Below are 14,115 nucleotides of genomic sequence, written 5' to 3'. Positions count from 1 at the left end.
TTTATTTTTATTTTCGGTTTATAAATTAATATATAAAATCCAAAACATAAAAACAATATTTGTTGTTTTCAGTTTTAAATTTATGTTAATATTTATTTAAAATAACATTAAATTAATGGAAGAATAATTATGAAAAGATTAGCTTTAAGCTCTATTTTAACCATTCCTTTAATGGCAAATGCAGAAGTTTTCAAAATTGAAAAAATCCAAGCATCAGAAAAAATGCCAACTACTTCAGTAGAACAAAAGAAAACAGAAAGCCAAGAGATAAAATTAACAAAACAGGTAGATTTAGGAGAAATATTATCCCAGTTATATCCTGAAATTAGCCATATAAGAAAAGCAGGAACTGCAAATGATATAGTTTTAAGAGGTTTTGGAAGAGATAATATAAATGTTTTAATAGATGGAGAAAAGATATATGGTGCCTGTCCTAATAGAATGGATCCTCCTATTTTTCATGTTTCCACTTTAAATGTTGAAAAGGTAATAATAAAGGAGGGACCTTTTGATGTTGAAAATCAAGGTTCTATGGCAGGTTTAGTTAATGTAGAAACAAAAGATCCTAAAAAAGGTATTCATGGAGAAATTGGAGGCACAATTGGTTCATTTCAATACAAGCAAGGATATATTTCTGCAGAAGGTGGAAACAATTTTATAAAAGCTCTTGTTGGATACCAAAAAAGATATTCAAAACCTTATAAAACAGGAGAAGGTAAAAAAATAACAGAGTATAAACATCCAAATTCTATTAATGATTATAAGGATTCAGAGAAAAACCATAAAGCATTTGATATAGATAATGTATGGACAAAATTTGTAATTACACCAGATAAAGAAAATATCTTTAAATTAGGTTTTAATTATGATGATGCGAAAGATGTTTTATATCCTTATCTTTTAATGGATGCAGTTTATGATAGAACATATAGATATTCTATAGATTATAAAAATAAATCTTTAGATTTAATATCAAAAATATATTACAACAAAGTTAAACATGATATGCAAGATAGATGGAGAAAATCATCTATCTCTTGGACAGATGGAACAAAATCTACCAGAGGATATATGATGAGAACCTATGCAAAATCTCATGTAAAAGGTTTTAAAATAGAAAAAAATTTTAAAGTTGAGTTTGCAAAAATAAAAACAGGAATAGATGGATTTATTAGAAACTGGAAAGCAGATAATGAGCTAATGACTCTTGATAATAAAGGTATGATACCTGATGTAGATATAAAAAATATTGGTTTATTTTTAAAAGCAGATAAAAAAATAGATAAAAATATTTTTAGCTTTGGATTAAGATTTGATAATACAAAATCAGAGGCTGATAAAAATGCTTTTGGAACTGCTAATAAAAATTTATATAGTCAGTATTATGATTCTTATCTATACTCAAAAACTGATAATTATTTATCAGGATTTATACTAAGTAAGCATTATTTTGCAAAAAAATCATATATATATGCAGGCTTTGGCCATACAGTTAGAGTACCTGATCCTGAAGAAAGATATATTGCATTAAAAAGACCAATGAATAAACCAGATTGGGTAGGAAACCCTAATTTAAAACCTGTAAAAAATAATGAGTTTGATACTGGTATAAAGTATAAAAAAGCTAATTTTATTATTTCTGCAAATGGATTTTATAGTAAGCTAAATGATTATATCTATATCACAAAAATAACTTCAAAAGATGGTACTAAAAATGCAATGAGTTATAAAAATATAGGAGCTACATTTTATGGTGGAGATTTTAATATAAAAGCTTTATTTCCATATTATTTAACATTTGATTTTGGTGGAGCATATCAAAGAGGAAAGAAAGATAATGGAACAGATAAAGATATAGCAGAAATACCACCATTGAAATTAAGGACTGCTTTATCTTATGATGATTTAATAAAGTATGTACAGATTGAAATGATTCATTCATTTAAACAAAATAAAGTAGATAGTACCTTAAAAGAAAGCGAAACATCATCTTATACTGTATTTAATTTTAAAGCAGGTTATAAAACTAAAAATTTCTTTGTAGGATTTGGAATAGATAATATATTTGACAAGTTCTATTATACTCATCTTTCATACTTAAGAAATCCGTTTAGCAGTGGCATGAAAACAGCAGAACCGGGAAGATTTATATATCTTACATTATCTGCTAAAATGTAATTATGGCTATTATAGTTATACCTGCAAGAGAAGGTTCTACAAGACTTAAAAATAAGATGCTTCTTGATATAAATGGCAAACCTTTAATAAGATGGACTGTAGAAAACTGCCTTAAATTAAAAAATGTAAAAGTGGCTGTCGCAACTGACAGCCACAAAATAAAAAAAGTATTAGAAGATTTACCTATACAAATCTATATAACCCCTTCAGATTTAAAAAGTGGAACTGACAGAATAGCTTACATATCAAAAAATTTAAACGAAGAAAAAATAATAAATGTGCAAGGTGATGAACCTTTATTAGATATAAATGATATAAAAAAAGTGATAGATGCTTTAGATTATTCTGATGTTTCATCTCTTTACTATCCTATAGAAAAAGAGGAAGATTATTTAAATCCAAATGCTGTAAAAGTAGTAATGGATAAAGAAAGTTATGCCCTTTACTTTTCAAGAAGTCCAATTCCTTTTGGAAGAGATATAAGCTTTACTGAATTAAAAGAAAAAAAACTTGTAAATAAGCATATAGGTATTTATGGCTATAGAAAAAAGGCTTTACTTGATTTTGCTTATAATTTTAAACATTCTCCTTTAGAAGAAGTAGAAAAATTAGAACAATTAAGATTTTTACATTATGGAATAAAGATAAAAATGGAAAAAGCATCTAAGGAATGCGTAGGTGTTGATACAGAAGAAGACTATAAGAAAGTAAAAAATTACCTTAAATAAAGATTTCAACAGATAAATCTATTTCTTCAAGTATGCTTGCTACTTTTAAAGCTTCTTCAAAATCACCTTCAAAAACAACAGCTTTTCCTTTAGTATGAACTTCCATTGTATATTTCTCAGCAGTTAGATAATCACAGCCAAGAGCTTTCATAAGCTGTTCTATAACTTCATCAAATGTATGCCAATCATCATCATATAAAACTACTTTTGCAGGTATATCTAAATCAGTCTTATCTTTCTCTAAAACTTCTGTTTCAAAACCTATCCCCATTTATTGACCTCTTAGATATAGTTTTTTATTTAAAATATAATCTTCTACTTCTTTAAGGACAAGATATTTTATACTTTTTTTCTGTTTAATTCTACTTCTAATTTCAGTAGAAGAAATATCTAATCTTCTACAATCAAAATAGTATATGCCAACTTCTGAAGTATTTAATTTTTCAGATCTAAAAACCTTAACAAAAGGAAAATTTTCTTCTAAATAATCAATTAAATTAAAAAAGTTATCTTTACCTCTTCCTACAACTATAAAATTTGTAATTTTTAATAAATCTTCAGGCTGTTTCCATAAATGAAAACTTAAAAAAGCATCTGTACCAACTATAAAATAAGGATTATATCCTAATATATTTTTAAAATGTTTTATAGTATCTATAGTATAAGATTTTCCACCTTTTTTTATTTCAAACTCAGAAATTTCAAAATATGGATTATCTTTAATAGATAGCCTTAACATATTAAGTCTATCTTCTGCAGAAGCTCTTACTTTCTTTTTTAAAGGAGATATATATGCAGGAATAAAAATTATTTTCTCAAAGTCATAATATTCCCTAATATCTTCAGCAATTCTTAAATGGCCTATATGAACTGGATCAAAGCTTCCACCATAAAGAGCAATCATTAAAATATGATAACAAAAAAAGCTCCCAAAATGGGAGCTTATTATTATTTTTCTTTTTTACCTTCATCTATAGGAACAGCAGGTGCCATACAAAGAGTTTCAGCTCTTTTTCTTTCAATCATAAAGTATAGAACTGGAACAACAACAAGAGTAATCAATGTAGAAGCTACTGTACCAAATATTAAAGATATTGCAAGTCCATTAAAGATAGGATCAAAGATAATAACAAAAGCACCAACTACAATTGCTGCAGCAGTTAATAAAATAGGTCTTGTTCTTACTATTCCTGCTTCAAGAAGAGCCTCCTCAACAGAATAACCTTCTTTTAATTTATCTTCTGCAAACTGAACAAGTAGTATAGAGTTTCTAAGAATAATACCTGCCAAGGCAATAAATCCAATCATAGAAGTTGCTGTAAAAAATGCTCCCATTAACCAGTGTCCTGGGATTATTCCAACAAGAGTAAATAATATTGGAGACATTATTACTGCAGGCATTTTAAAGGATCCAAACCAACCAACAAGTAATATATATAAAGCAACAATTGCTACTGCAAAAGCTATACCCATATCTCTAAATGTTTCATAAGTAACTTGCCATTCTCCATCCCATTTTAAGTAATATTTATCTGTAAATTCAGGCTGTTTTGTTAATAAAAGTTGTAGATGGTCTCCATCTGGAGTTTTTATGCTTTTCATTTTATCCCATAAATCTATTATTGGATAAACAGGACTACCAACACTGTCATTAACATTAGCAACTACATAAACTACAGCTTGTAAATTTTTTCTATATATCTCTTTATGAGTTAATCCTTTTTCAACTTCTACTAATGCTGATAAAGGAACTGCACCCTTCTTAGTTGGTATTTTCATAGCAAGTAAATTTTCTAAAGAGTTTTTATATTTAGGATCAAAGGATAATATTATCTGTTCAGCTTCTATACTATTTCCATCATAAATTAATCCTGCATTATATCCAGATAGAGCAACCCTTACTGTTTTTATTATCATATCATCATTTATTCCATATCTATATGCAATATCTCTCTTTATTTTTAAAATATACTGTTTTCTTGGAATATTGGAGTATATACCTACATCAATTACACCTTTTGTATTTTCAAATATTTTCTTAACTTTCTCTGCAATTTTTAACTGATTTTGATAATCAGGACCATATATCTCTGCAACTATTGGTGAAAGTACTGGAGGACCTGGAGGAGGCTCTACTACTGCAACAAATTTAGCTCCATTTTCTTTTGCTATTTTTTCAATATCTCCTCTAATTCTTTCAGCAATTTCATGGGACTGCTGTTTTCTTTTATATTTATTCACAAGATTTATCTTAATCATTGCATAATAAGGAGCTTTTCTAAAGTAATAATGTCTTACTAAACCATTAAAATCAAAAGGTGCAGGAACTCCTACATAACTAACATAGTTTTCAACTTCATTAATATTTTTTATGTAATCTGTAATCTTTTTAGTAACTTTATATGTCTCTTCAAGAGGAGTATTTTCTGGCATATCAAGGACAACAAATAGATCACTTTTATTATCATAAGGAAGCATTTTTACAAGTACCGCTCTTTTTACAAGAAGTCCAATAGAACCAAGTAATAAAATAGCTAAAAATCCTATAAATACCCATCTTTTTATTCTACTTCTAAAAAGAGGAATATATATCTTTTCAAAAAGCACAGCTAAAAATCCTGCAGTTTTTTCTTCTTCTTTTTCTAAAGCTTCAGGAGATTCATGTTCTTTATCATGCTTTAGCCATTTTAATGCAAGGTATGGAGTTAATATAAATGCGAGGACCATTGAGAAAAACATTGCAACAGATGCATTTATTGGAATAGGCCTCATATATGGTCCCATTAATCCTGATACAAAAGCCATTGGAAGAAGAGCTATGATAACTGCAAATGTTGCAAGTATTGTAGGATTACCAACTTCATCTGTAGCAACTACTGCTGCTTGTTCCATAGGAAGTTTTCTCATAGAAAACCATCTATGTATATTTTCAAGAACAACTATAGAGTTATCTACTAAAATACCTATTGAGAATATAAGTGCAAAAAGAGTAACTCTATTTAGAGAATATCCATACATTTCACTTAAAAATAATGCTATTGCAAGGGTAACAGGAATTGTAATTGCAACTATTAAACTTTCTCTAAATCCTAAGGTTACTGCAATAAGTAAAACAATAGAAAATGTAGCTATTAAAAGGTGTTCTATAAGCTCATTTGCTTTTTCAGTAGCTGTTTCTCCATAATTTCTTGTTATTTTTACTTTTACATCATCTGGGATGATAGTTCCTTCCATAAGTTTGAGTTTTTCTTCAATGGCATGAGCTACTGTAACTGCATTACTGCCTGTTCTTTTGGCAATAGCTATAGTTACTGCATTGTAAAGTTTATTTTTATCTTTACCTGAAGCTTGTCCAAAACCAAATTTTACATAATTAGTCGGTTTTCCTTCGCCTTCAAAAATCTTAGCTACATCCTTTAAATAAACAGGTTTATTTTTATAAACACCTACTACAACATTTTTTACATCGGTTATAGATTTAAATAATTTACCAGCTCTTACATGGTATCTATAGTTATTCTTTTCTATGTCTCCAGCTGGTAATGCATTATTCTGTAATTGTAGCATCTGTATAACTTGAGGAAGCATTATATGGTAAGTATTTAATTTTTCAGGATCAAACCATATATTTATAGTTTTAGGTTTTGATCCTATTATAGTTGTTTCAGAAATATTTTCTAATTGTTTTAGTTGATCTTCAACAACAGATGCTATTTTTCTTATTTGATAAGAACTTAATTTATCACTATATAAAGTGATTGCCATTATCGGAACATCATCTATAGATTTAGGTTGAACTATAGGGTCCATAGCCCCTTTTGGCATTTTATAATAATTAGACATAAGTTTACTATATAGTTTTACTAAACTATCTTCTGGATTCGCTCCAACTTTGAATCTAACAGTAACAACTCCAAATCCTTCTCCTGCATATGAATATACATACTCAACACCAGGAATTTCCCACATTATCTTTTCAAGAGGTTTTATAACCTTTTTATTAACCTCTTCTGCTTCAACTCCAGGATATGGAGCTGTAATATCTATCATAGGAACAACGATTTGAGGTTCCTCATCTCTTGGAGTAGTTAATATTGCAAATAAACCAAGTAACAAAGATGCAAGTACTAATAATGGTGTTAAAGGTGATTTTATAAAAGCTTTTGCTATCTTACCAGCAAGCCCAAGTTTATATTCTTTATTCATTTTCTCCTCCATCTAAAAGCTTACTCTACAACCATCGCAAGCTTTATCTACATCTGAAACAACTATTTTTTGTCCTTCTGTAATTCCAGATTTAACTTCTATTTTTCCATTATATTCTTCACCTAAGTCAACTGGTGTTAAATGTAATATTCCATTTTTATCTACTATAAAAACTGCAGTAGTATCATTTAATCTAGATATTGCAGTTTTAGGAATAAGAATTTTTTCATCTTTTTTAACATTTATATAGCTATATCCATAAAGTCCAACACCCATATCATCAGGAATATCTACTTTTATTGAAAAACTATTATTCATAGGATTTACATTACTATTTTTTTCTATAACTTTTCCTTTAAAGCTTTTTCTTAAAGGTTCAATATATATTGATAGAGTATCTCCTTTTTTAACATTGTTTATATATTTAGCATCAATGAAAGACTGAAATTCTATATCTTTATTTCCTATTATAAATATAGGCATACCAGGAGATGCCATACTACCTGTATCTATCATTTTCTTAACTATATAACCATTAAACGGAGCTCTTATATAGCCATATCCTTCCATAATTTCTATCTGTTTTAATTTTGCTTGAAGTTGTTTTTCTTTTGCCTCTAACTGTTTTAATTTCGCATTTACTTGATCAACCTGAGCTTGAGCTCCTTTTAGTTTCATTTCAATCTCATCTACTTTTTGTTTAGGAATAGCATTTTCTTCATAAAGATTTTTTAATCTTTTATATGTAATTTGCATAAAATGAAGTTGAGCTTCAGCTGCTTTTTTACCTGCAAGAGCTTCTTCTTTACCTGCTTTTAACTCTTTTAATGCAGCAAGTAGTTCTTGTTTTTGAGCTTTTATATCTGATGTATCAATTACTGCAAGAAGTTGTCCTTTTTTTACATAATCTCCTTCCTTTACATATTCTTTAAGTATTTTTCCCATAATTTTAGTGGCAACATTTGCAGTTTCTTTAGAAGTAGTATATCCATCTATTTTGTATCTTTCACTTACAGGTTGTTTATTTATTTCTATTACCTTAAGTCCTGATACAACCTTTGGAGATTCTTCTGCATATCCTGGTTGTATTCTATTAGAGAAAAAGCCTCCAAGCCATAATATAAACAAAGCTATAGGTAATATAAAAAATAATGTAAATTTAATTACGCCTTTCATTTTCTCCTCCGTTTTATTGATTTATTAATCCAGATTCATAATTTAGATTTAATCTTTCAATTTCACATTCATAAGTGGCTTTAGAAAGATCAAATTTGATTTTATCTCTCATTGTTTGAGTATCTATTAAATCAAGCATAGATACCATTTGGTTTTGGAAATTTTTTTCTGTTGTTCTTAAAACTTCTTCTGCATATTTTAGGTTTTCTTTTTGAGTTAAATATTTATTATATTTTGTTTGAAAATTATTATAAGCTTGATAAACCTTAAATTTTATGTATTCCTCAAAACCTTTAATCTGATTCTTATAATGATAATACTGTTCTTTTGATGCCTTGTATTGATTAAATCTTTGGAACCCATTAAAAATATTCCAATTTAAGCCAATTCCAGCTCCCCACCATTTACCATCTGGATCAATAGGTGAGTCTTTAGAATCCATTTCATAAAAAGCAAAAGCTCCAACTGTTGGTAAGAAATCTGCTTTCGTAATATTAATCATATTTTTTGCTATGTTTAATTTCTTTTTAAAAGAAAGCAAATCTTTTCTTTTTGCCAAAGCAATATTTTGATAATAAGAAACATCTTTATTTAGTTTTTCACATTTTAAGTTTCCTTCTACATCTATATCCTCAGGTTTTGTTTTTGTATCTCCCATAGCAAGCAGTAATGCTTTTTTAGCTGTAAGATAGTTAGCTTTGGCTTCAGCTATTTTATCTTCCATATTTAACATATAAATTTTTGCTCTTAAAACATCTGCATATACAATAAGTCCTTCCTTTTGCATTTTTTTCGCAATTTCATAATGTTTTTTTGCTGTTTTATAAGCCTCTTTTGCAAGTTTAATACCTTCTTTTGCAAGTAAAGCACCTTTATAAGCTTTAATTACATTAAATTCTGTTTCTTCTTTTTTTCTTTCAAGCTGATATTTAGAAGCTATATAATCATCTTTTCTTATTTTTATTGCAGTAGATATTTTTCCACCGGTATATATAGGAACTTGAAGTTGTAGTTTAGTTTGCCAATTATTTACTTCTGGATAAGATGGATTTGGAAAGTTAACACCTGGGAAAGAATTAAAACCTGTCATATCTACAAATTTAGCAGATTCATTTAAATCTAATCTTTTTTGATTTAAAGTATTCATCATTGCATAGCCAGGATTATTTGTTCTGAAAAAATTTAAAGATAAATCTATCTTAGGCCATCTCATTCCTTTAGATGCTTTATATTGAAAACTTTTAGATTTTACTAATTTTTCTTCTGCTTTTATTTGGAAGTTGTTTTTTAAAGCTTCATTTATAGCTTCTTCTAAAGAAATAATTTTTGCATTTGCAAAACTTGTAATAATAAATATACTAAACACAGCAAGCCAGTTTTTTCTCATTTGATATTCCCTCACTAAAGAAATTTCTTATTAGAATATTCAAAAATTATTATAATATTATATTCTAATATTATCTAATTTTCAAGTTATTGATATTTTCACTATAACAATATATCTTTCTGTATATTTGTGCAATAATAAAAAAGGTAATAAAATTAAAAAATAACAAACTTTTTTAAAGGAATAATATGAAAAAAGGCAAGGTTTCAGGAAAAAAAGAACTAATTGAGATAATAAAAAAAAGAGGAACTATACCTTTTAGTGAATTTATGGATATTACCCTTTATTATCCAGAACTTGGATACTATACATCTGATAAATCAAAAATAGGTGGAAAAGGGGACTTTTTTACTGCATCGGAGCTTGATCCAGTTTTTGGACAGCTTTTAGCAAAACAGTTTGTAGAAATTTACGAAAAACTAAATACAAAAAAATTTAAAATTGTAGAAATAGGAGCAGGGAAAGGATACCTTGCTTACGATATTTTATCTACTTTAAAAAATGAATATCCAAAAGTTTTTGAGAATATAACATATGTTATTATTGAAAAATCCCCTTATCATATAAAAATTCAAAAAGAACTTTTAAAAGATTTTGAAAATATAGACTGGAAACAAGATATTATTGATTTTAAAGATAATGAAATAGAAGGGATAGTATTTTCAAATGAGCTTTTTGATGCTTTTCCGGTTGAACTAATAAAAAAGAAAAACGGAAAAATTTATCAAATATTTGTAAAAATAGACGAAGAAAACAATCTTTATGAAATAGAAAAAGAAGCAACTGAAGAAATACTAAGATATTTAAAAGAGTTAAATATAAATATTCCTGAAGGAATGACAACAGAAATAAATCTTGGAGCTAAAGATTATATAATCAAAATAGGAAAAAAACTAAAAAGAGGATATGTAATAACAATAGATTATGGATATCCATCTGCAGAGCTTTATAAACCTTATAGAATGAAAGGAAGTTTATTATGCTACTATCAGCATAAATATTCAGAAAATTATTGGGAAAATATTGGCCTTCAAGATATTACTTCCCATGTAAATTTTTCAGCATTAAGCTATTACGGGAAATTAGAAGGGCTTGAAACAGTTGGCTTTACAGATCAAGCTCATTTTTTAACAAATCTTGGACTTATGGAAATTTTTGAAAAACTTCAAGAAATTGGAGATTATAAAGCTTACGAAAGAATGAATAGATTAAAAACCTTAGTATTACCTAAGGGTATGGGTGAAAAATTCAAAATATTAGTACAAGCTAAAAATGTAAAAGATACTAATATAAAAGGACTTGATATAATTCCACCTCAAACAGATAGATATAAACTTTAACTTGCAGTTAAAAAAAATTAGTTTTATACTTATAAGTATACCTTTATCTTAAAGGGGAGAATAATCATGGAAATTATAAAAAAATTAACTTTATGTTCTTCTGCTCATTGTTGCCCAGATATAGAAATAATCAAAAATGAGAAAGGCGAATCTGAAGTAATCTTAAAAGAAAATGACGATAAAATAGTTTTAAACAAACATGCTTGGAATTTACTTGTTAAACTTATAAAAGAAGGTGAATTAAAGGAGCTTTAATTCTTGAACTTTGATTTTGAAAATTTACAGCAAATTATTAAGGAAGAAAGGGAAAAACAAAATTTATCTTTAGAAGATATTAGTAAAAAAATAAAAGTTCCATTATATGTACTAAAAGAATTAGAAACAGATCCTTCATTTTTTAATAAAAATTATCCATATAGTTTTTATGTTGTAAGAGAAATATTAAATTTATTAAAAATTGAAGATTTAGATTTTAACTTGGCAGAAGAAGAAGAAAAAAAACAGAATAAACAATTAAAAAAAGAAAATGGTAGTTTTCTTTCCAATTTAAAAAATAAAATAATCTCAATGTTTAAACTTCTATTTTTATCTTTTAGTTTGTTTACATTTTTCTTTTTAAACTATAGTTTCCAAAAGCAAAAAGAAGAGAAAAAAGAAATACCCCTAATAGAATATAATGAAAAAATTAATAAAGATTTTTCTATAAATCAAAAAAAGTTAGAAAATATTCATAAACTACAATTAATAGCTAAAAAAGATATATGGTTAAGTGCTATAGTAGATGGAAAACAACATATTTTTAATTTGAAAAAAAATAATAAACTTGATATTTCTTTTAAAGAAAAGATATATTTTGAAACAATAGGAAATGCAGATGGGCTTATTATTAAAGTAAATAATAAAAATATTAAATTGACAGAAAATGATATTATTCATAACATTTTTGTAGATAAATCAGGTATATTTAAAAATGGATATAATCTTCTAAAGGAAAATAGTTGATACCACCAAAGGAAGAGATAGAAAAAGCTATTTCTGAAGTTAAAAAATATGTAGACCAAAGAATAAAAGAGTTTAAAAATCTAAAAAGCAAAAATCTTACTACTTTTAACTTTAGACCTTTCTTAGATATTGAGCCTTATCAAGCAGATATATTTTCAGAGGCTTGTTTTTGCATTTTAACTGCTAATTCTTCTGCTGCTATGGGAATAAAAATTCAAAAGTCTATAGGAATAAAAGGTTTTAAAAATTTAGACTTAAAAGATCTTTATGAGAAAATCAGAGAACATGGACATAGATTTGCCATGCAAAGAGCAGAAAGAATTGTAAAGCTTAGAGAAAAAGAAAATTTCCTTTTAGATATAGCAAAAGAAAAAGATGGTAAAAAAGCAAGAGAGAAATTAGTAAAAGAAATATATGGATATGGATATAAAGAGGCAAGCCATTTTTTAAGGAATATAGGTTTTGATGATGTTGCAATAATAGATAGACATATATCAAGATTTTTATTTGAAAAAGGTCTTGTAAAGCCAAGGAAAACTATTACAAAAAAAGTTTATCTTGAATGTGAAGAAGCTTTAGAAAAGATAGCCAAAGATTTTAAATTGACCCAAGCAGAATTAGATCTTTATATCTTTTATATAAAAACAAAAAAAGTTTTAAAATAATGGAAAATAAAGAGATAGAAATACTAATAAAACTTTGCAACCAAAATGGTATAAATTTTTCAGAAAAGCAAATAGAACTTTTTGACAAATATCTGTCTATGTATATGAAATGGAATAAAGTTTATAACCTATCTTCCATTAGAAAAAAAGAAGAAGTAGTTAAAAAACATTTTTTTGATAGTTTAACACTTGTCAAACTTTTTGAAATAAAAAACATAGATATTACAAATAAAACAATAGCAGATTTTGGCACAGGTGGTGGTTTTCCGGGAGTACCTTTAAAAATTTATTATCAAGACAAGATAGAACTTTATCTCATAGATTCTATACAAAAAAAATGTATATTTCTTGAAATGCTTAGAAAAGAGTTAAATTTAAAATATAATGTAATATGTGATAGAGCTGAAAATATAAAAGAAAAGTTTAATATTGTTGTAAGTAGAGCTACAGGAGAAACTTTTGAAGTTTTAAAAATAGGTAAAAATTTATTAAAAAATAAAGGCTATTTAATAATAATGAAAGGACAAAAAATAGAAGAAGAAGTTAAACCTTTTACTATAGAAATAGAATTTAAGAATTACCCTTCAAGAAAATTTATAGTAATAGAAAAACATGAAAGAAAGACTAAATAAATTTATTGCATCTACAGGATATTGTTCAAGAAGAAAAGCCGATATTCTAATAAAAGAAGGAAAAGTCAAAGTTAATGGTCAAAAAGTATCAGAACTTGGTATAAAAATAGACCCAAGCAAAGATAAAGTAGAAGTAGAAGGAAAAATTTTAAAACCTATTTCTAAAAAAGTATATTATAAACTTTATAAACCAAGAGGATATCTAACTGCCTTAGGTAAAGATAAATTTGGTAGAAAAACTTTAACAGATCTTTTTAAAGAAATAAATTTTAAAGAAAAAGTATTTCCAGTAGGAAGATTAGATTTAGATTCGGAAGGACTTTTAATTCTAACAAACGATGGAGAATTTGCATACAAATTAATGCATCCATCTTTCAAAATTCCCAAAAAATATATATTAAAAGTTGAAGGCAGAATAAATGCTAAAGATTTCAATAAAATAAAAAAAGGAACCAAACTAGAAGACACTTTTTTAAAACCAGATTCAGTGAAAATTTTAAAAAAAGATGAAAAAAGTACTACAGTAGAAATAGAAATACATAGTGGCCAAAAAAGAATTCTTAGAAGATTTTTTAAGAAATTTGGATATCCTGTAAAAAGATTATTGAGAATCCAAATTGGAAATATAAAATTAGGTGATCTAAAAGAAAAAGAAATAAAAATAATAGGGGAAGAAGAGATTCTAAAATTAAAGAGAAGGTTAAGGAAATAACCCTGGCAGCGACCAACTTTCCCGACCGCTCTCGCGGCCAGTATCATAGGCGCAGGGGAGCTTAACTGCCGGGTTCGGAATGGGACCGG

General features: G+C 27.0%; 13 protein-coding genes and 1 rRNA gene. 8 read left to right on the top strand and 6 right to left on the bottom strand.

All coding sequences use genetic code 11. From position 1 onward, the window contains the following. Positions 1 to 129: 129 nt before the first annotated feature. Both CLV39_RS08145 and kdsB read left to right on the top strand, forming a co-directional pair. Positions 130 to 2,178 carry a TonB-dependent receptor domain-containing protein gene (locus CLV39_RS08145; protein ID WP_121923744.1) on the top strand — a complete coding sequence of 683 codons (2,049 nt, stop codon included), beginning with the start codon at positions 130 to 132 and terminating at the stop codon, positions 2,176 to 2,178. A 2-nt stretch (positions 2,179 to 2,180) separates the two neighbouring features. Next, entirely contained in the window at positions 2,181 to 2,906 is a 726-nt protein-coding gene (gene kdsB / locus CLV39_RS08140; RefSeq protein WP_245960361.1) for a 3-deoxy-manno-octulosonate cytidylyltransferase, read from the top strand. Here the strand turns inward: kdsB and CLV39_RS08135 are convergent. The 5 genes from CLV39_RS08135 to CLV39_RS08115 are packed head-to-tail and all read right to left on the bottom strand — an operon-like array spanning position 2,899 to position 9,675. Further along, the gene (locus tag CLV39_RS08135) at positions 2,899 to 3,177 is read right to left on the bottom strand and encodes an ATP-dependent Clp protease adaptor ClpS (protein WP_121923742.1); all 279 of its coding nucleotides are present in this window, start codon (positions 3,175 to 3,177) and stop codon (positions 2,899 to 2,901) included. The genes kdsB and CLV39_RS08135 overlap by 8 nt on opposite strands. Next, on the bottom strand, positions 3,178 to 3,810 hold the full coding sequence (nadD, locus tag CLV39_RS08130; protein WP_121923741.1) for a nicotinate (nicotinamide) nucleotide adenylyltransferase: 633 nt from the start codon (positions 3,808 to 3,810) through the stop codon (positions 3,178 to 3,180). 44 nt (positions 3,811 to 3,854) lie between these two features. Then, positions 3,855 to 7,112 (bottom strand): efflux RND transporter permease subunit, encoded by a 3,258-nt coding sequence (locus CLV39_RS08125; RefSeq protein WP_121923740.1) that lies wholly within the window; start codon positions 7,110 to 7,112, stop codon positions 3,855 to 3,857. Between the two features lie 12 nt (positions 7,113 to 7,124). Further along, on the bottom strand, positions 7,125 to 8,288 hold the full coding sequence (locus CLV39_RS08120) for an efflux RND transporter periplasmic adaptor subunit (RefSeq protein ID WP_121923739.1): 1,164 nt from the start codon (positions 8,286 to 8,288) through the stop codon (positions 7,125 to 7,127). Between the two features lie 13 nt (positions 8,289 to 8,301). Further along, positions 8,302 to 9,675: a TolC family protein gene (locus CLV39_RS08115; protein WP_121923738.1), complete on the bottom strand. Its 1,374-nt coding sequence runs from the start codon at positions 9,673 to 9,675 to the stop codon at positions 8,302 to 8,304. Between the two features lie 188 nt (positions 9,676 to 9,863). Between CLV39_RS08115 and CLV39_RS08110 the strand changes: the two genes are divergently transcribed. The 6 genes from CLV39_RS08110 to CLV39_RS08085 all read left to right on the top strand — a co-directional run bounded on the left by CLV39_RS08110 (position 9,864) and on the right by CLV39_RS08085 (position 14,026). Then, a complete protein-coding gene (locus CLV39_RS08110; protein WP_121923737.1) occupies positions 9,864 to 11,015 on the top strand; it encodes a class I SAM-dependent methyltransferase in 1,152 nt (383 codons plus the stop codon). Between the two features lie 66 nt (positions 11,016 to 11,081). Next, entirely contained in the window at positions 11,082 to 11,270 is a 189-nt protein-coding gene (locus CLV39_RS08105) for a hypothetical protein (RefSeq protein ID WP_121923736.1), read from the top strand. Between the two features lie 3 nt (positions 11,271 to 11,273). Then, the gene (locus CLV39_RS08100) at positions 11,274 to 12,017 is read left to right on the top strand and encodes a helix-turn-helix domain-containing protein (protein ID WP_121923735.1); all 744 of its coding nucleotides are present in this window, start codon (positions 11,274 to 11,276) and stop codon (positions 12,015 to 12,017) included. Further along, entirely contained in the window at positions 12,014 to 12,682 is a 669-nt protein-coding gene (locus CLV39_RS08095) for an N-glycosylase/DNA lyase (protein WP_121923734.1), read from the top strand. The genes CLV39_RS08100 and CLV39_RS08095 overlap by 4 nt, the downstream gene beginning before the upstream one ends. Beyond that, a complete protein-coding gene (rsmG, locus tag CLV39_RS08090; protein ID WP_121923733.1) occupies positions 12,682 to 13,314 on the top strand; it encodes a 16S rRNA (guanine(527)-N(7))-methyltransferase RsmG in 633 nt (210 codons plus the stop codon). Before CLV39_RS08095 ends, rsmG begins: the two co-directional genes overlap by 1 nt. Continuing rightward, positions 13,295 to 14,026 carry a pseudouridine synthase gene (locus tag CLV39_RS08085; protein WP_121923732.1) on the top strand — a complete coding sequence of 244 codons (732 nt, stop codon included), beginning with the start codon at positions 13,295 to 13,297 and terminating at the stop codon, positions 14,024 to 14,026. Before rsmG ends, CLV39_RS08085 begins: the two co-directional genes overlap by 20 nt. Here the strand turns inward: CLV39_RS08085 and rrf are convergent. Beyond that, positions 14,027 to 14,115, bottom strand: a 5S ribosomal RNA gene (rrf, locus tag CLV39_RS08080); the annotation flags it as partial.

Origin of the sequence: Hydrogenothermus marinus, from assembly GCF_003688665.1 — a bacterium.
Lineage (GTDB): Bacteria > Aquificota > Aquificia > Aquificales > Hydrogenothermaceae > Hydrogenothermus > Hydrogenothermus marinus.
This window is presented reverse-complemented; position numbering and strand designations above follow the sequence as displayed.